Source organism: uncultured Methanobrevibacter sp., from assembly GCF_947166415.1.
Lineage (GTDB): Archaea > Methanobacteriota > Methanobacteria > Methanobacteriales > Methanobacteriaceae > Methanocatella.
Genome location: NZ_CAMVEE010000032.1, coordinates 1 through 19,413 on the forward strand (window position 1 = coordinate 1; position 19,413 = coordinate 19,413).

11 protein-coding genes are annotated in these 19,413 nt (G+C 35.4%); 5 read left to right on the forward strand and 6 right to left on the reverse strand.

The window, feature by feature from the left end; translation table 11 throughout:
* Positions 1–882 (forward strand): CDP-glycerol glycerophosphotransferase family protein (locus Q0W25_RS07430; protein WP_298520767.1); only part of this gene is annotated, 882 nt, incomplete at its 5' end.
* On the opposite strand, the gene Q0W25_RS07435 is transcribed toward Q0W25_RS07430, so the two are convergent.
* Both Q0W25_RS07435 and larB read right to left on the reverse strand, forming a co-directional pair.
* Positions 872–1,432: a GNAT family N-acetyltransferase gene (locus tag Q0W25_RS07435; protein WP_298520770.1), complete on the reverse strand. Its 561-nt coding sequence runs from the start codon at positions 1,430–1,432 to the stop codon at positions 872–874. The genes Q0W25_RS07430 and Q0W25_RS07435 overlap by 11 nt on opposite strands.
* Positions 1,433–1,435: 3 nt before the next feature.
* Positions 1,436–2,197 (reverse strand): nickel pincer cofactor biosynthesis protein LarB, encoded by a 762-nt coding sequence (gene larB / locus Q0W25_RS07440; protein ID WP_298520773.1) that lies wholly within the window; start codon positions 2,195–2,197, stop codon positions 1,436–1,438.
* Between the two features lie 52 nt (positions 2,198–2,249).
* Between larB and hypF the strand changes: the two genes are divergently transcribed.
* Positions 2,250–4,490: a carbamoyltransferase HypF gene (hypF, locus tag Q0W25_RS07445; RefSeq protein ID WP_298520776.1), complete on the forward strand. Its 2,241-nt coding sequence runs from the start codon at positions 2,250–2,252 to the stop codon at positions 4,488–4,490.
* A 56-nt stretch (positions 4,491–4,546) separates the two neighbouring features.
* On the opposite strand, the gene Q0W25_RS07450 is transcribed toward hypF, so the two are convergent.
* The gene (locus Q0W25_RS07450) at positions 4,547–5,113 is read right to left on the reverse strand and encodes an ArsR family transcriptional regulator (protein WP_297827890.1); all 567 of its coding nucleotides are present in this window, start codon (positions 5,111–5,113) and stop codon (positions 4,547–4,549) included.
* 294 nt (positions 5,114–5,407) lie between these two features.
* On the opposite strand from Q0W25_RS07450, the gene Q0W25_RS07455 reads away from it, so the two are divergent.
* The 3 genes from Q0W25_RS07455 (at position 5,408) to dnaJ (ending at position 9,153) form a co-directional block, all read left to right on the forward strand.
* Positions 5,408–5,950 carry a nucleotide exchange factor GrpE gene (locus tag Q0W25_RS07455; RefSeq protein WP_297827892.1) on the forward strand — a complete coding sequence of 181 codons (543 nt, stop codon included), beginning with the start codon at positions 5,408–5,410 and terminating at the stop codon, positions 5,948–5,950.
* Between the two features lie 47 nt (positions 5,951–5,997).
* A complete protein-coding gene (dnaK, locus tag Q0W25_RS07460) occupies positions 5,998–7,872 on the forward strand; it encodes a molecular chaperone DnaK (RefSeq protein ID WP_298520779.1) in 1,875 nt (624 codons plus the stop codon).
* 138 nt (positions 7,873–8,010) lie between these two features.
* On the forward strand, positions 8,011–9,153 hold the full coding sequence (dnaJ, locus tag Q0W25_RS07465; RefSeq protein WP_297828416.1) for a molecular chaperone DnaJ: 1,143 nt from the start codon (positions 8,011–8,013) through the stop codon (positions 9,151–9,153).
* 378 nt (positions 9,154–9,531) lie between these two features.
* Here the strand turns inward: dnaJ and Q0W25_RS07470 are convergent, their stop codons facing one another.
* From Q0W25_RS07470 to Q0W25_RS07480, 3 genes are all read right to left on the reverse strand, one after another.
* Positions 9,532–14,079, reverse strand: a complete 4,548-nt coding sequence (locus tag Q0W25_RS07470) for a right-handed parallel beta-helix repeat-containing protein (RefSeq protein WP_298520788.1) — start codon at positions 14,077–14,079, stop codon at positions 9,532–9,534.
* A 211-nt stretch (positions 14,080–14,290) separates the two neighbouring features.
* The gene (locus Q0W25_RS07475; RefSeq protein WP_298520782.1) at positions 14,291–18,796 is read right to left on the reverse strand and encodes a right-handed parallel beta-helix repeat-containing protein; all 4,506 of its coding nucleotides are present in this window, start codon (positions 18,794–18,796) and stop codon (positions 14,291–14,293) included.
* 140 nt (positions 18,797–18,936) lie between these two features.
* Positions 18,937–19,413, reverse strand: a 477-nt coding sequence (locus Q0W25_RS07480; RefSeq protein WP_298520785.1) for a hypothetical protein, incomplete at its 5' end; no start/stop codon positions are given.

Consider the following 19,413-nt stretch of genomic DNA (forward strand, 5'->3'; position numbering starts at 1 on the left):
CTTGGATTGTTTGCAGAAAATATAATCACAACCCACCCGGATAACCAAATCATTTATCCGTTTTGGGGAACTTACCCTTACTTTGCAGGGTTATTGAAGTCAAGCACAATGTTTTTACAGCATGGAATAATAAAGGAAGACATTTCATCATGGCTGGCCAAATTTGACATGAACCTGTCCTTCTTCCTGACAAGTTCCCGATTGGAATATGATTCCATTTTCAAATACCCTTACCATTACGATAAAAGCGTTGTTCAAAAGCTTGGCCTTCCAAGATATGATGCTCTTGAAAATGCAGGAAATAAAAAACAGATCATTATAATGCCTTCCTGGAGAAGAGACCTGACTGGGAAGTCAAAAGAATACGTTAAGCAAAGTGAATACTTTAAAAGATTCAACTCCTTAATAAATAATGAAAGGCTAATCGAAAATGCACGCAAAAACGGCTATGAGATAATATTCAGACCTCATCCGAACGTTTATTATTACATAGAACTATTTGATGAAAATGAGTATGTCAAAATAGATTACGATAAAACCAAATATCAGACATTGTTCAATAACGGATCATTGCTTCTTACAGACTACTCATCAGTAGCATTTGATTTTGCATACCTCTATAAACCAGTGCTTTATTATCATTACGGCACAGATTATCATTTTGATGCAGAAAACAGCTTCTTTGACTATGAAGAGATGGGCTTTGGAGAAATATGTAAAAGCGAAGAAGAGCTGGTTGATTCAATAATCGAATATATGGAAAATGATTGTGAAATTAAAGACAAATATTCAAAAAGAATCAGTGCCTTTTACGAATTTAGAGATAAAAACAACTGTAAGAGAGTTTATGATAAAATAAAAAGCATAAAACCTAAAGATTGAGCTCCATATTGTGCATTCCCCTTACAAAGCTTCCTATTTTTACTTGTTTTTTATTGAATTCCTTAAATCCGATACGTTCATAAAGTGATTTTGCCCCAGTATTTCTGAAATCGGCATCGAGCGTTACTCTCTTATAATTTTTAGATTTTGCATAGTTTATAACATCCCATACCACTTTTCTGCCTATTCCTTGGCCTCTTAAAGAAGAGTCAATAGCTAATTCGGCAAGATACAGGTCATCCTCTTCAATATCACACAATACAAAGTGGTCCAATATGTCAACAATCAATAATCTAGGTGATTTTAAATAGAATTTATGGGATGTATTGGCAGTATATATAATCAATACTCCAATTATATTGTTGTCATCATCCAGTATGACCTTAAAAAAATCGTCTATATCCCTTTTAGGCAAATCATTGGCAATAGTTTTAACAGCACTTTGCCTATCTTTAAAAAGCATGTCAAATGTCCTATAGTCAACGTCATAAACTAGGCGGGCTACTTTGGATACGTCATGAATATCAGGATTAAAAGTTTCGTAAATCATTATTTAATCACTTCTGACAATAGTGAGTGCGAATACGCCTGCTCCAAATCCGTTATCAATGTTAACTACTGCAATTCCTGGAGCGCATGACTGAAGCATTGCATCAAGGGCAACCCTTCCCCCTTCTCCAACACCATAACCGACAGATGTGGGAACTCCAATGACAGGAACATCCACAAGACCTGCTACAACAGAAGGCAAAGCCCCCTCCATTCCTGCACAAACAATAAATGCCCGAACTCCTTCACGCACCATATGCGCGATTTGCGGGAATAGCCTATGAATACCAGCCACACCTATGTCATAGGAGGTAATGGCTTCGCATCCTCCCTCTTCAACAATGACACGAGCTTCCTCTGCAATATTAATGTCTGAAGTTCCTGCTGTTATGATTCCTATTTTAGCAATCGGATCTTTCTTTATGATTTCATGTCTGATAATCAGGATTTGAGCTCTCCTGTTATAATCATAGATATAGGAGTCCTTGCCCAAATCATCAATAATCTTTTCATACCTTTCATGAGACAATTTTGTAATGATTAAATCATCATCATTACTTTCAAGATATCTTTTAATTATTAAAATCAAATCTTCATAGTCTTTACTTGGTGAAAAAACAGCTTCCGGAAATCCTGTACGCTCATTTCTCTTAATGTCAAACTGCGCAATATCATCAAACTCCAGAATATTGTCTGCCTTCAAAAGAGTTTCAGCCTCTTCAACATTAAGTTCACCATTGACCAATTTTTCAAGAATATCTTTCATAGTATTAATTAGGATAAAATTTTATATAAAATTTAACTTAAATAATATATTTATGAAAGCTCAAAAGATTTTGACACAAGGAATAGTCCAGGGTGTTGGATTTAGGCCTTATGTATACAGGCTTGCATCAGATTTAAATCTAAACGGATATGTCAGAAACCTTGGAAACGTTGTTGAAATCATAATTGAAGGCGAAAATACTGATTTGTTTATTAAAAGATTGCCTGATGAGCTTCCACCTATTGCAAAAATAGATTCCATGATTGTGGATGAAATTGGTGTTGGCAACTATTCTGATTTTGAAATCGTTGAAAGCGGAGATTCTTATTCCGGAATTAGCGTAATTCCTCCGGACATAGCGATTTGTGACAAATGTCTTGAGGAGATAAGAAATCCTGCAGATAGACGTTATAAGTATCCGTTCAATGCATGCACTGACTGTGGACCAAGATTTACTGTTATAGAAAGCGTTCCTTACGACAGGATAAGAACTTCAATGGATGAATTCCCATTGTGTGACGATTGCCTTGTCGAATATAGAGATCCCCTTAACAGAAGGTACCATGGAGAAGCAATTTGTTGCGGAGATTGCGGACCTCAAATGGCTTTTTATGAAGGTTCAGACAAGATAGAATGTGAAAATCCTATCAGAATGGGTGCTGACGTGCTTAAAGAAGGAAAGATATTGGCCATTAAAGGAATTGGTGGAACACACCTTGTTGTTGATGCATATAATGATGATGCAGTAAAGGAATTGAGGAACCGTTTGAACAGGCCTAACCAAGCTTTTGCCGTTATGAGCAAGGACTTGAAATCAGTCCAAAACTATGCTCAGTTAACACACAAAGAAATCGATACAATAACCTCAAATAAAAGGCCTATCGTGATTTTAAAGAAAAATGAGAATTATCCGTTCCCAGATTCACTATCACCCGGACTTCACAATATCGGCGTGATGCTTCCTTATTCTCCGATGCATTACCTGCTTTTTGACGAAAGCGACATTGACACTTATGTCATGACCTCCGCCAATACTCCCGGAGAACCTATGATGATTAAAAATGATGACATCATCAATGGAGTCAATGATTATTCTCTTGTTCATAACCGTAAGATATTGAATAGATGCGATGATTCAGTCATCAGATTTAGAAACAATGAACTGTCATTCATCAGGCGTTCAAGAGGCTACACTCCAGAGCCGTATAAAATAAACTACGAGGTAAATGACTTGAATGTTCTGGCATTGGGCCCTGAACTTGACGTGACATTTTCAATAGCCAAAGACAATATCGTGTATCCTTCCCAACATATCGGAAATACAAACAAGCCGAAAACATTGGAATTTTTACGTGAAGCCATTGAAAATATGCAAAGAATTACAAAAATCAATGAATTTGACGTGATTGCCTGTGATATGCACCCACATTTCTTTACAACCCGCCTTGCTTATGAACTTGCAGAAAAATATTCCGCCGAAGTCATGCCTATTCAGCACCACCATGCCCACTCAATCGCCCTTGCAAACGACCATGCAATTGATGAAATGATAGTGATTGCAGCTGACGGCGTGGGTTATGGAAGCGACGGAACAAGCTGGGGAGGAGAAATTCTCCACACCAACATTAAAGATTTCGAAAGAATGGGACATCTCGAAAGCCAGCTTATGCCCGGTGGAGATATGGCGACAAGATATCCTACCAGAATGCTTGCAAGCATCCTGAAGGACGAAGATATGATCAAAGATTATGCTGACCACTTCAAATATGGGGAAATGGAAATCAAGAATATTTTCAGGCAGCTGGAATCAGGAATCAATGTAGGGAAAACAACAAGTACGGGAAGGGTTCTCGACTCCATGGCCGTTGCACTTGAAGTGTGTGATGAAAGGACCTACGAGGGAGAATGCTCCATGAAACTTGAATCCTGCGCATATTACTCAACCAATGACATCGAAATACCATACACAATTGAAAACAATCAATTGAATACGACTGAAATTCTAAGAGAAGTTGTGAAATTATATCAAAATGGTGCAAAAAAGGCAGACATTGCACGTGCAGGCCAAATTGCAGTGGCTAGCGGATTGTCAGAACTTGCTGTGCGTGCTGCTGATAAGAAAAAGCTTGAAGGAATCGGCGCTACAGGAGGAGTATTCTACAACGAAGCCATTACCGAAACCGTTAAGGACTTCATTGAAAATAATGGATATTCATTTATCCAGCATATCAATACCTGTGCAGGAGACGGATCCGTATCCCTAGGCCAGGCAATTGTTGCTAAAAAAAAGTAAAAAGAATTGTTTGAAAAAACATTTCAAACAACATATCTTATGGCCACAAAACGAAGTTATCTGTTTTTAAGAGTTCTTTCAAGAATGTATTCAGCTCTTTCCTTGAGATTTCCATATAATCTAATCTGATTTTTCAACTCATCAATAGCTTCGAGTTGACCATCATCTATTCTTCTTTCAATGTCTAAAAGTTTAGACCACTCATCCCCTGATGGGAGCTGCAATGTGTTGAGCATGTCATCTGAAAGATTAACATCAAAAGTGTTTCTGTTAATGGTAATATGAATATTGACCTCATTTTGCAAATCATAATATTTACGTGGACGGCCCCTCAATATTTTCTTGTAAGAAGAATTTAGAATACCGATCTCTTCCATAGCACGCAAATGTTCTATGATAGCCTTTTGACCAATATCTAGCTCATTTGATATTTCACTAACAAACATAGGTTCTTCTCTTAAAAGGTTAATAATATCCCTTCTAGTCTTACATCCCATCACATCAAGGATATCTTCTTTATCAATCCCGCCTAATGAGTCATTATAGTTTCCTCTAATTTCTATGTGGCCATTAGAAGAATTGACATTTCTATTGTTTTTTCGAATGTCGTTACTATTAGTCATAATTATCATTATATCAGAAACCATATTTAAACTATTGTATTTTTGTTACTCATTGTAAGAAAAAATCGAAACCTTTATATAACTTTTTGTTACTATAATATAGTAAGAGAAATGTAACTTTTTGTTACTTTAATATCTGGTTCAGAAAAACTTAAAGTAATAACTCTTGTTTGATGAACCATTTTCCTATATGTCCATAAATTCCCAAAACCAATATTAAAGTGCTTAAAGAATTAAATTCTCGGTTGAGAGTTATTACAAAAGTTTTTCAAAAAACGTGAAAAGGGTGCCTCTATGACTGATGAAAATAAAAACGAAACAGAAGTTGAAAGTCAAGAAAACTACGATGAACTTCTCGAAGAGTTAACCCTAAAAGATGAGGAGTTAACCAAACTTAAAGAAGATCTTGAAAAACAACAAGAAGAAACACAAGAATACATTTCACTATCACAAAGACTTCAAGCTGATTTCGAAAATTTCAAAAAAATTACTGACAAAAAGAACAAGGAAATTGTAAGATTTGCTAACGAGAATATTATAAAAGATTTCTTAGACTGTTATGAAGACTTTGGTAGGGCTTTAGAAATTGAAAATGATAAAGACTTAAGAGACGGAGTGGAACTTATCTATAATAAATTCAATGACATTCTTACAAAAGAAGGCGTTGAAGAGATTCCTGCAAAAGGGGAAAAATTCGATTTCACACGCCATGAAGCATTGATGACACAAGCTTCCGAAGATGTTGAAAATGGATATATTATAGAAGAACTGATGAAAGGATACATGTACAAAGATAAAGTACTCAAATATTCCAAAGTCATTGTTTGTAAAAAATAAAATTTTATATTTATTAAATAATTTATGAAAAAAAATAGGTGATAATTATGTCTGACGCTAAAAAAGAAAAAATTATTGGTATTGATTTAGGAACAAGTAACTCAGCAGCATCCGTGCTTGTAGGAGGAAAACCAACTACAATCCCTTCTGCAGAAGGTGCTAGCCAATACGGAAAATCATTCCCAAGTTATGTTGCATTTACTGAAGATGGTCAAATGTTAGTTGGAGAACCTGCAAGAAGACAAGCAGTTACCAACCCTGAAAACACCATCAGTGCAATTAAAAGAAGCATGGGTACCGACCACAAGGTTACCGTAAACGGTAAACAATATTCCCCACAAGAAATTTCCGCATTCATCTTGCAAAAAATCAAAAAAGATGCAGAAAGCTTCCTCGGAGAACCTATCCAAAAAGCAGTAATTACCGTACCTGCATACTTCGACGACAACCAAAGAACCGCAACCAAAGATGCTGGAACCATTGCAGGACTTGACGTTGTAAGACTTGTAAACGAACCAACAGCAGCAAGCCTCGCATACGGTCTTGACAAAGCTGATGAAGAAGACATGAACATCATGGTATACGACTTAGGTGGAGGTACATTAGACGTAACCATCATGGAATTCGGTGGAGGAGTATTTGAAGTAAGATCCACCAGCGGTGACACCCAACTCGGTGGTACCGATATGGATAACGTATTAATCAAATACTTAGCTGATGAATTCAAAGCAAAAGAAGGCATCGACTTAATGGATAACGACCAAGCAGTACAAAGATTAAGAGAAGCTGCTGAAAAGGCCAAAATCGAATTATCCACTACCACAACTACAGAAGTTAACTTGCCTTTCATTGCAATGGGAGCTGACGGAACCCCTAAAAACTTAATAATCACACTTACAAGAGCTAAATTAGAAGAATTAGTTGATTCAATTGTAGAAAAATCAGGTAAACCAATGCAACAAGCATTAGATGATGCAAAAATGAGCAAAAGCGAAATTGATAAAATCATCTTAGTTGGTGGACCTACCAGAATGCCAATCGTGCAAAAATTCGTGGAAAAATTCATAGGAAAACCAGTTGAACGTGGTATCGACCCAATGGAATGTGTATCCATGGGTGCAGCTATTCAAGGAGGAGTATTAGCTGGGGAAATTAAAGACATCGTTCTTTTAGACGTAACTCCATTATCCTTAGGTATCGAAACCCTAGGTGGAGTATCCACTACATTAATTGAAAGAAACACTACTATTCCTACCAAGAAAAGCCAAATTTTCTCTACTGCTGCAGACAACCAACCTTCAGTAGACATCAACGTTTTACAAGGTGAAAGGAAAATGGCTGCAGACAACACTTCACTTGGACGTTTCCAACTTATTGGAATCCCACCTGCACCAAGAGGCGTTCCACAAATTGAAGTAACCTTTGATATTGATGCAAACGGTATTATTAATGTAACTGCCAAAGATAAAGGAACCGGTAAGGAACAAGCAATTACAATTACATCTTCAACAAAATTATCTGATGAAGAAATCGAACAAAAAATCAAAGAAGCTGAAATGAACGCTGAAGCTGATGCAAAAAGACAAGAAGAAATCGAAATCAGAAACAATGCAGACTCATTAATTTACACTTCAGAAAAAACCTTAGACGAACTCAAAGATCAAGTGTCTGAAGATGAGAAAAGTAAAGTCGAAGGACTTGTAGCTGAATTAAGAGAATTAATAGCCGGCGATGACGTTGCTGCCATTAAAGAAAAGTCTGATGAATTATCAAATGTAATCCAAGAAATTGGTGCAAAAATTTATCAACAAGCACAAGCTGAAGCTCAAGCTCAACAACAAGCTGGAGCTAATCCAAATGCTGGTGCTCAAGACAACGATGATGACACAATTGATGCAGACTATGAAGTAAAAGACGATTAGATTAAATAATAAAGTTTTATTAAGTTGTTAGGAAATATAATAAAATCAGAAATCAGAATCAATCCAATAAACTAACAATAAGATAAAACTATTATTTATTCTAACTATTTTTTTCAGAAATTATATTAAGGTGAACGAATGGCAGACAAGCGAGATTATTATGAAGTTCTTGGAGTAGATAAAACTGCCGATGAGAAGACAATCAAAAAAGCTTATCGTAAATTAGCCAGAAAATACCATCCGGATGTTTGTGATGAGGAAGGTGCTGAAGAAAAATTTAAAGAGGTAAGTGAAGCTTATGCTGTCTTGTCCGACGACGAGAAACGTCAAAGATATGATCAATTTGGTCATGCCGGAATGGACGGATTTACTGCAGAGGATTTCTATCAAAACATCAACTTTGAAGACATATTCCAAGGTTTCGATATAGGAAACATTTTCGACATATTCGGTTTTGGTGGAGGAAGTCGTACAAGAGGTAGAGCAGGACCTCAAAGAGGCTCAGACATTTATACAGAAGTTCCTATTACTCTTGAAGAGGCATTCACTGGATGCGACAAAGAAATCAAAATTACAAGAAGCGAAATTTGTCCAACATGTAACGGATCCAAATCCAAACCTGGCGTTGAACCGGAAACCTGTAAGGTTTGTGGTGGAACCGGACAAATCAAGGAAGTCAGCAACACATTTTTAGGTCAGATGATGAACGTAAGACCTTGCAGAGAATGTGGAGGAACCGGTAAGATTATCACCGAACCGTGCGAAGATTGTCATGGAAAAGGCAGCAAAAGAAAAACCAAAACAATCAAGATTGAAATTCCGGAAGGAGTCGATGAAGGCAATCATCTAAGAGTTTCCGGTGAAGGAAACTGCGGTGAAGCACCCGGCCTTGAAGGGGATTTGATTGTTACTGTCCACATTAAAAGAGACAAAAAATTCACACGTGAAGGCGACCACCTGTACTTCGAACAGCAAATCAGTTTCCCGCAAGCGGCATTAGGTGATTTAATCAGCATTCCAACAATTGAAGGTAAGGAAGTTGAGTTTAAAATTACTCCTGGAACCCAAAGCGGAACCGTTTACAAATTAAGAGGTCAAGGAATGACATCATACAGGCACCCTAACAGGGGAAACATGTATGTTACCGTAAATGTTGTCGTTCCTAAAAAATTGAATGCAAAACAAAAAGACCTGCTTAAAGAATTTGCTGAAGTAAGCGGTGATGAGATCAAACATGTTGAAAAAGGAATCTTTGATCGAGTCAAGGATGCAATGAAATGAATTAGCCATTTTGCTAATTTGTTTCCTCTTATTTTTATTGATTTTAGCTTAAATTAAACACATAGTTGTAACTTATTTTTCGAAATATTGATAGGATATTCCATTTATCTAATAACTTATTTGCAATAAATACCTATCCCAACTATGACATGTAGATAATTCAACCAATAATTGTCAAATTAATTTTAACTAGATTTTGATTGAAATTTTGAATGAAAATACTTGAAATAATGGCTCATAAAAACAAGGTTTAGTCACATAACGTTAAAATAAAAAGAGGGTTAATGTATTATCCTAAGGATATAATTGAAAAATAGTAAATTTAAATTTAGTTATCTACATGAAAAAATAAAAAAAGTATAGAGATTATAAAAATCCCTATTTTTTAACTACAATTTTCATTGATTTTGAAGCTGCTTTATAGTAATTGTTTCCAGCAAACTTAATTAATGTAGCAAATGAACCAACTTTGGTTAATTTGGTAATTTTAATTGCAGCAACACCAGTTGAAACTGTTTTTGCAGAGTAAGTTACACCATTAACTCTGAGAGTAACTTTAACGCCGCCGACACCTTTGTTTTTACTGTCTCTTAAGGTTACTTTAAGAACTTTGGTTTTTACATTAACTTTGAATGCTGTAGCTGGAACAACAAATTTAGTTGCTTCCTTAAGCATTTTAATGGTTGCAGTTTTGGTTACTGCAGTATAGTTCTCATCTCCAGCAAACTTAATAGTTAATTTTTTGGTTCCGACTTTAGTGGATGCAAGTTTAAACTTGATTAAACCATTAGCATCGGTTGTTCTGGTGTAATTTTTACCATTGAATGTAATGGTAACTTTTTTATTTGCTAAAACATTGCCGTCATTGTCTTTCAAAGTAATTTGGTAGTAATATCCTTTTTTGATTGCAGTCAATAAAACGGAAACTGTTTTAGTGGAAACAATATTGGTTGCTTTGGTATTAACAACAACAGAGTTTTGAGTGAATCTAGGGCCGTATACATCATCACCAGCATAGGATGAAATTATGGTGTAGTTTCCTCCAGCCAAATCAAGATCAAATTTAGCGACACCTTTTTCATCAGTGACACCAGTCATGTTAATATCTCCGATTGAAACGGAAATGGTCTTGTTAGCAATTGGATTGCCGTTTTCATCAACAAGTGTTGCAATGAATTGTTGGCCGTCACCATATACCTTATTTACGTCAACACCAATTAAAATAGCTTTTAAATCAGGACCGTTGCCTGAAACATCAACAGCATTTCCTCCGGTTATAGCTCTATCACCTACACCGTTTTTACCAGATAAATAATTATCTGTTACAGTAGCATTTGAATTATCATCTAAAACGATTGCATAATCACCATCAGCTTTAATTGTGTTACCTTCAGCGGTTAAATTAGCTTTATATGTTGAAACACCAATATTGGTAGAATCAACCACATTGTCTTTAACTAATGCATTACCTTTCACACTAATGCCGATGGAGTTTTTAGGTAATAATGAATCACCAGTACTTGCGTCACCTACTTCAGAACCATCACACGCAATAGTGTTGTTTTCAATGGTAGTGTTATCTACAATACTTGCGACAATACCATAGGTGTAATTACCAGTTGCAATTATTTCATTGTTTGAAACAACAGGATTAGCTTCAAGCAATTCCATTCCACAAGCAGCATAAGCATCGACAGATACTGTGTTGTGGTCATATGTCATGTCTTTAACTGCACCATCATAATTTGCTGAATAGATACCGTAAGCGGTTCCCGGAGAGATAACAAACACATCATTATCATTTACATCACCGTTGGAAGTACCTTCAATATCAATACCGCATGCATAATAATCATCAGCCACTATACTTAAGGTGTTTTCGGATACATCCAAATTCTTAGCTGCAGCACGGATACCATATATGTAACCGTGACCTTTAGCATTGATTGTGTTGTTGACTATAGTCACATTAGCACATGCAATTGGATCCTCAGCATCGAAATTATAAGGATTGCCCCTTACAGCGACAACATAAATGGTATCATACATTCCAGAAGCATTATTATAATCAAGAGCAACATTGTTATTTTCAAATTCCACATCTTCACAATAGTAGAACACGATACCTTCGGACATTATAGTTGATTCCCAAGTATCAGGATCATAATAAACAGGCACGGAAGGAATCTTGATGTCAAATGTATTACCATCAACAGTAATGTTTGATGCAATTTTTTCTTTGTTTTCATCGCCGGATATGCGGATAGCGTTATTTACAACAGTACCATTGGTGTTTCCGACATAAATAATATTGTTTTTGAGTATTTCTAAATTGTTTACCCCTGATGCGTAAATGCCATAACTTTCAACATTTCCAGCAGTATTTACAGTAATGTTATTGTTGTTTAAAGTCATTCCTTCACTGTCAATAAGTTTAACACCATAATCGCTTGACTCGATTACATTGTCCTCGATTAAAGTTGAACCTTTAACGCTTAATCCCATTGAGTTTTTAGGTAATAATGAATCACCAGTAGCCGCACTTCCGACATTGGAACCTACAGATTTAATTGTATTTCCAGAAATGGTTCCATTGTCACGGATACTTGCAACAATACCATAGGTGTAATTACCTTCAGCAGTTATTTCATTATTAGAAACTACTGGATTGATTTCAAGCAATTCCATGCCACAAGCAGCATAAGCTTGAACGAAAACTGTATTGTTATCATAGGTCATGTTCTCAACAGCACCATTGTAATATGATGCATAGATACCGTAAGCGGTTCCCGGAGAAATTACAAGCACATCATTATCACTTACAACACCATTGGAAGGGCCTTCAACATCAATACCATTAGCATAGTAGTCATCGGAAACAATAATTAAATCATTTTTGGTTATTTCCAAATTCTTAGCAGCTGCAAAAATACCATAAATGTAACCGTGACCTCCAGCAGTAATTTTGTTGTTGACTATAGTCACATTAGCACATGCAATTGGATCCTCAGCATCGAAATTATAAGGATTGCCCCTTACAGCGACAACATAAATGGTATCATACATTCCAGAAGCATTATTATAATCAAGAGCAACATTGTTATTTTCAAATTCCACATCTTCACAATAGTAGAACACGATACCTTCGGACATTATAGTTGATTCCCAAGTATCAGGATCATAATAAACAGGCACGGAAGGAATCTTGATGTCAAATGTATTACCATCAACAGTAATGTTTGATGCAATTTTTTCTTTGTTTTCATCGCCGGATATGCGGATAGCGTTATTTACAACAGTACCATTGGTGTTTCCGACATAAATAATATTGTTTTTGAGTATTTCTAAATTGTTTACCCCTGATGCGTAAATGCCATAACTTTCAACATTTCCAGCAGTATTTACAGTAATGTTATTGTTGTTTAAAGTCATTCCTTCACTGTCAATAAGTTTAACACCATAATCGCTTGACTCGATTACATTGTCCTCGATTAAAGTTGAACCTTTAACGCTTAATCCCATTGAGTTTTTAGGTAATAATGAATCACCAGTAGCCGCACTTCCGACATTGGAACCTACAGATTTAATTGTATTTCCAGAAATAGTTCCTTCATCCCTAATGCTTGCAACAATACCACAAGTGTAGTTACCTGTTGCAGTAATGTTATTATAAAGTATAACTGGGTTGCATTCTACAATTTCCATACCGCAAGCAGTATAAGCATTAGCTGTTATGGTGTTGTTAGTATAGGTTATGTCCTCAATAGCACCCATGTACTGATAGGAATAAATTCCGTAAGCTGTCTCAGGAGCTAAAACATTAATTTGGTTATTGTATATTTCACCATCACAAGAAGGACCGTCAACAGTGATTGCGTCTGCATAATTATTGAGAGAATTAGCATCTATAGTGTTATTATAGATTTCAAAACCGTCTGCAGATATGCAAAGGGCATACATAAAGTTGATTCCACTAGCACTGATTTCATTATTGGCCACTACAACATTATAACACATAATTGGCTCATCAGCATCGAAATTGTAAGGATTTCCTCTGAAACCTACTCCGTAAATGGTATCATAAAATCCAGATCTATTTTCAGTATGCCATACAAACACGTTGTTGTCAATGAAATCCACACCATCACAGTAATAGAAAGCAATACCTTCAGATTGGATAGTTGATTCATAGGTATACGGATCATAGTATACATCTACGGAAGGCAATCTAATGTTAAATTTGTTTCCTTGAACCAGTATATCAGTTGCAGGAAGTTCGTCATCTTCATTACCACTTATACGAATCGCATTATTTCTGACAGTGCCGTCTGTAGTTCCAACATAAATGATTGTGTTGTTGATAAGACTTAAAGCACTTACCCCATTTGCTAAAACTGCATAACCATCATGGCCTTCAATTGCATTGAAATTGAGTATATTGTTGGACAAAGTTACGTTATTTGTTCCTTCAATATCAAATAACCATACGTCGGATTGAGTTAAGGTAAAACCGTCAACTACTACATTGTCAGATCCAATTAGAAAACTGACGCCAGTAAAGACAGCATCATTACCAGTAAATTTAATAGGTTTGTCAATAGTTATGTAATTGACATCAATTCCACTAAAATCGCCATTAAAAATCAATTCATCACAAGTAACGTTTCCCAATAGAGAACCAGAGTCATCAAAGTAATCATGGAAGTTTTCCTTTGTTACTACATCTGCAGTTTCCACTTGAGTAGAGTTGCTGATAATTTCTTCATTAGCGCCGCCATTTACTGCGAGAGTTTCAGCAGCATCTTCCGCTATGACATCACCATCCACTTCAGTTACTTCGAGAGAATTAATACTTTCTTCGACTGCTATTTCATCAGTTTCGCCTAACGTAGCATTATTATCGTCTGCAGCAAAAGCCGCACCCACTGACAATAATACGACAGAAATTAAAACTAATGAAATAAACAAATTCTTAGCTTTAATAATTCCACCTCATTTAATATATATTAAATAAAATAATAGTTCAATAAAATTGAAAAAAATCAAATGATTGACTATAATAAAAAATTAGTAATTAAATATATTTAAAAGTTATTAAATTATACTTTAAAAAAAAATAAAATAAAGGTTAGAACCTTTATTTTTTGACTGAAATTGTGTTTTTAATAGTGCATCCACTATAAATGGAATAAATAAAGTAGTTGCCTGGTTTTAAATCTTTAATAAGAGCAGTGGCAAAACCTTTAGCATTTGTTTTTGCAGAGTATTTTTTGCCCTTGATTTTGAAGGTAACCACTTTGTTTTTAAATGGTTTTCCGTTTTTATCAAGCAATTTGGCTGAAAACTTAATTGTTTTAGCTTGTTTGACTGCGATGTTTCTGGCAGATAAAACCTGCTTGAAAACAATCTTATTTGAAACTTTGTGTTTATGATATTCCGCAGTTATAGTGTAAGTTCCAACTTTCAATTTTAAGTTTTTAGTTGCATAACCGTTTTTATCTGTTTTGACAGAGTATGTTTTGCCTGCAACTTTAATGGTTACAACTTCACCCGCACCTACAAATTTACCATCAGATCCAACAAGTCTTATCTTATATGATACTATATTGCCATAGAATACTGAATAATTCTTATTGTATTTGATTGATGGTCTTACAGTAACTTTTGAACTGTCACTGACGGAACGATAATCATTATCACCTGCAAAGGATGCATAAACTGTGTATGAACCCGGAGCTAAGATAGGTATGTTAATCTTACCGTTGGAATCTGTAGTTCTGTTGTAGGTTTTACCATTGACCATTAATGAAACTTTTTTATTGGCTAATACAGAACCGTTCAAATCTTTTAAAGTAACTACTGCACCGCCAGGATATACATTTAACTTAAATACGAATTCTGTGGAAATAGGTTCTTTTGCAGTCAAGTTTGAATATGCATCTGCCTGTTCGAAATTGTCAGGATTGGCTGCTTTTACATATACTTTAGCGTCGTCACTATATATTTGCGGTATTTCAGCGTTTAAAATAGCCAAACCATTATTATCACTCACAGCACGACCTATGTATATAGTGTAACCGTCATCTATGACATTAAATTCGACATTGATACCTTCAACGGATTGGCCCAATATATTTTTAACTGTGGCAACGAAATTAGCTTTCCTTCCAATTGTGCCGTTGACATCCTCTAAAGATATGATTAAAATTCCATTTTGAACCAATAAGCTTGATTCAAATAAAGTGGTTTTGAAATTTTCCTTGTGAAGGATAGCGGAAATCAGATATTGTGAAGGGGCAAAATCAATGAACGCATAATCCAAAGCAGCACGGCCACCAACTATTTCAGCTGAATCGATGAAAGTATCTGCAACATAAAAGTCCACAACAGCACCATTTAAATCATCACTATCTGCTATAAATTCGAAAGTACCGTTCTCTAAATAATTCACAGTGATTGATGATAATGTTCCATCAACTAAATACTTGTAGTTGTCTTTGATGGTATTGTTTTCACTGCAGTTTATTGCATCATTTCCAATGCCTAACTCTGAATCCAGATAATTGTCAGAAATGTTGTTTCCGCAAGCGATGTCATCAACGACGATAGCATATCCTTTCAATGTAGTGATTTCATTGTCAAATATAGTATTATTTAAGGAAGCTGCTCTCAAGTAGATTCCAGCACATCCTGCAGGAATGGAATCGAAGTTTTTAAAGGTAATGTTCTCGCCTGTTGCATATAGGTCGATTGTATTTGAATAAACATTATTATTGCTGGATTTTGAAAATACGAAACCGTATCCCTGTTTAGCATTAATTTCAAATTCATTATTGTCGATTGTATTGTCATTTGAATCAATAGCCTCAATTCCATAAACGATGTCTGAATTTAATGTGAATGTGTTTCCAGTGATAATGGATTTTTGAGACATTTCAAGGTTGACACCATAAGATACGTTTGTTGATTCGGCTTCAACAACATTATCCTGAATGAGAGTGTTTCTTGATTCATCACCAATTACAATTCCTTCAACAAAATAATGTCCTTTAACGACAATTGTGTTACCAATGTATTGGTTGTTGGTTGCTCCTTGACCTTCAGGAGCGTCATGACCAGTATAGTAACCTAATACGCCCATACCATAAATGTAGTTGTCATAACCTTCAACATACACGTTATTGTCAGAAAATATGTTATTGTGACAATTATAATACAAGTCAATACCGACCATTGAATTTGTTGAATTGGTAGGATCTACAATCCTGTTCAATTTGGATGTGACATTTACTTTATTTCCTGAAACGATATTGTCTGATGCATAAGCCATTAAAATTCCATATGTTCTGAAAACTTCTCTTAAGACATGATTACCAGAAAGGGAATTTCCATCTACACAGTTTGTATCACCATCAGTACAGACAATGCTGCCGTCAGGACAGATAATACTACCATCTGGACATACGGTACTGCCATCAGGACAAACAGTACTACCATCAGGACATACGGTACTGCCGTCAGGACATACTGTATTTCCATCCACACAAGAGGAATTTCCATCAATGCAATGTTCATTTTCAAATATGTGAACTGTACCAGTTCCAAAAGTAGTTATTGTGTTGTTAATGAATCTGCAGTCTTCAATTGAGTATCCAAGCAAGGTATAGGTCAGATAATTACCTGAAGATGAAAGGGTATTGTTTATCACATCAACACTGCCTGAATCTACAACATAGATTGCATAAGCCGCATTAGGGTCTTGGACAAAAATGTCACAGTTTAAAATTGTAACACCAAATGCCCTATTTACAAGAATACCCCATGCATTTATTCTGTCTGCATCAATGTTTGTTATTTTTAAGTTTTCAATCCATACACCATCAGAAGATACTCTAAAAGTTGTATTTGTGAATACTGGATTGTTACCTGTTATTTTAATTGCTGAATTGATAAGTATGACTTTATTATCGAATTCTCCACTGAAATTTAGTATGTCCCCATCCTTAATATTTGCATTCAATGCTCCATTTGAGCTGAAGTATTCATCATAATTGGACGGAGTGATGTTGTAAGTTGTTCCATTGAAATTATATTTTGGTTTTGAAGGGTCATATTGGCCTTCAGGAGTTGCGACTATACCGGTTCCTTTTGGACCTCTATTGAATTGGATATTCCAGTATGCTGATGAATTAGCGTCACGGGCATCTATTGAATAGTAATTTCCTGTTGAAATCCAATTATACAATATAGTTATGTTACCCGGCATTCTTTTACTGCTGAGTTTTTGGATTAAAACGCCCACACCAGATTCACTTGTAATATTATTGCTTAAGACAAGTAAATTGAATGAAAATGAATTGAATAATACACCTGCACCGGATACTGTTGAAATGTTATTGTTTTTAATGGTTATGTTTGAACCACGTGGATGAATTCCAACACCCTTAAACAATACTTCAACTGTGTTGTTTTCAATGGTTGAGAAATCCAAAGCGGAAATGCCCGCACCGGATGCAATACATTTAGAATTTATAATAGTGTTGTTGATTATTTTTGAGTAATATGAACCTACAATAGCAATGTCTCCCCCCACTTCAACGCCGACATGATTATAGTCAGCACCTGTGAGATTGATAATCCTATTGTTGATTATTATATTCTCCAAATCAGAAGATATGATTGCATCTCCGGAACTGCTTGTTGGAGGAGTGACTGAAGTTGAAATACCTCTATAAGCACCTATAATTGTATTTGAATCAAGAGTATTCTTTTTACCCATGACCTGGATACCATAAGACCAGGAAGTAGGCAAAACATTGTATTTTATGGTGTTGTTATAGATTGTATTGTAAGTTGATTCACCGCCGTCCAATGGTCCTCCAGCATAGCTGGATAAATAAATAGCATTTGCATCATCACAGCTAATCAGGTTACTTGCAATATAATTGTAATGAGATCCTGTGATTAATACAGGGGATGTTGACCTTGTTCCATGGCCGTATGTAATTCCATAAGCATTGAAATTGTTATTGGTAATGTTATTGTAATTTGCATTGTTTCCTAAACAGATTGCATACGCTGAAGCGCCAGTGTTGTTAACGAAACATCCTGAAACGACACAGTCGGTTGCTCCATTTAAAAATATTCCATATTGATATTCTACATTGTTAAAGATGTTTAAATTGGAAACTGTACTTCCGGAAGCACCTTTGTAAAAGGTTACTGTAGAACCTCGGAGAACATTGGAAGATGTTCCAACAACATTAACAGGTTTTTTAAATACAAAATTACGATTGGTGAACTCGCCATCCAAATAAATAGTGTCACCATCATTTACAGAAGAAGAAATTAGCTCGCCTTTGCTGTTAAAGTAAGAACCATAATTACTTGCACTAACGTTATGGCTGGTGCTTGCAATGACTTCCCCATCACTTGCATCTGAAGATAGAATCTCATTTCCATCCGAAATATCATCTTCAGAAACTGCATCTATCTCAGATTCGACATTCTGCGAATCTAAAATAGGTATGTCAGATATAGCTTCATCACCAATTACATCATCAATATCCGAAGCGGCGCTAACAGCACCTATTGATACGATAATTAGTAATAAAACTAATAAAAAATTTATTTTCTTAAACATAATAAATCATCTTCACATTAAATTCAATTGATTTTTAAAGTTAATGTAAATAAAACTTTAAAAATTTTCTAATATATTATTATGTTTATAATTAAAGAATATTTAAAAATTTCTAAAATAAAAAAAAGTTGATGATTAAACTAGTAATCATCATAATCTTCATCTTGACTTCTAAGGTATCCAACTAAAAATATTGCAATCAATACAATTATTGCAATTATAACAAACATTGGCATACTAGATTCAGTTGCACTAGCAGATTTGGAGACTGACTTTTCAGAAATCTCATATGCTTTTGCACCTGAACTTCCAGCGCTTGAAGAACTGGATGAACTTTGAGCTTCAGAAGCGGATTTTGCATCGCCAGGTGAAGATGCATCTTGACCTGCAGAAGTTTTTCCACTGTCCATCTCTTCAGTTGATGTTCCATTAACCAATTCATGAGCATCCTTATTGTCATCGCCTGTTCCGTCTCCCATATCACCAATGGTGTCGGAATTAGGATTTTTATCATCAGTGCTTGATGAATCACTAGATTGCTCGTTTTCCATTTGATAAACTGGATCGGTATCAGTAGCTCTTGCAACCATTTCTGCGAATTTTTGTTTTTCAGCATT

Excerpts from the sequence above, each read along its gene's own strand:
- Q0W25_RS07455 (WP_297827892.1), top strand. The coding sequence starts at position 5,408 with ATGACTGATGAAAATAAAAACGAAACAGAAGTTGAAAGTCAAGAAAAC.
- larB (WP_298520773.1), bottom strand. The coding sequence starts at position 2,197 with ATGAAAGATATTCTTGAAAAATTGGTCAATGGTGAACTTAATGTTGAA.
- hypF (WP_298520776.1), top strand. The coding sequence starts at position 2,250 with ATGAAAGCTCAAAAGATTTTGACACAAGGAATAGTCCAGGGTGTTGGA.
- dnaK (WP_298520779.1), top strand. The coding sequence starts at position 5,998 with ATGTCTGACGCTAAAAAAGAAAAAATTATTGGTATTGATTTAGGAACA.
- Q0W25_RS07450 (WP_297827890.1), bottom strand. The coding sequence starts at position 5,113 with ATGACTAATAGTAACGACATTCGAAAAAACAATAGAAATGTCAATTCT.
- Q0W25_RS07435 (WP_298520770.1), bottom strand. The coding sequence starts at position 1,432 with ATGATTTACGAAACTTTTAATCCTGATATTCATGACGTATCCAAAGTA.
- dnaJ (WP_297828416.1), top strand. The coding sequence starts at position 8,011 with ATGGCAGACAAGCGAGATTATTATGAAGTTCTTGGAGTAGATAAAACT.
- Q0W25_RS07475 (WP_298520782.1), bottom strand. The coding sequence starts at position 18,796 with ATGTTTAAGAAAATAAATTTTTTATTAGTTTTATTACTAATTATCGTA.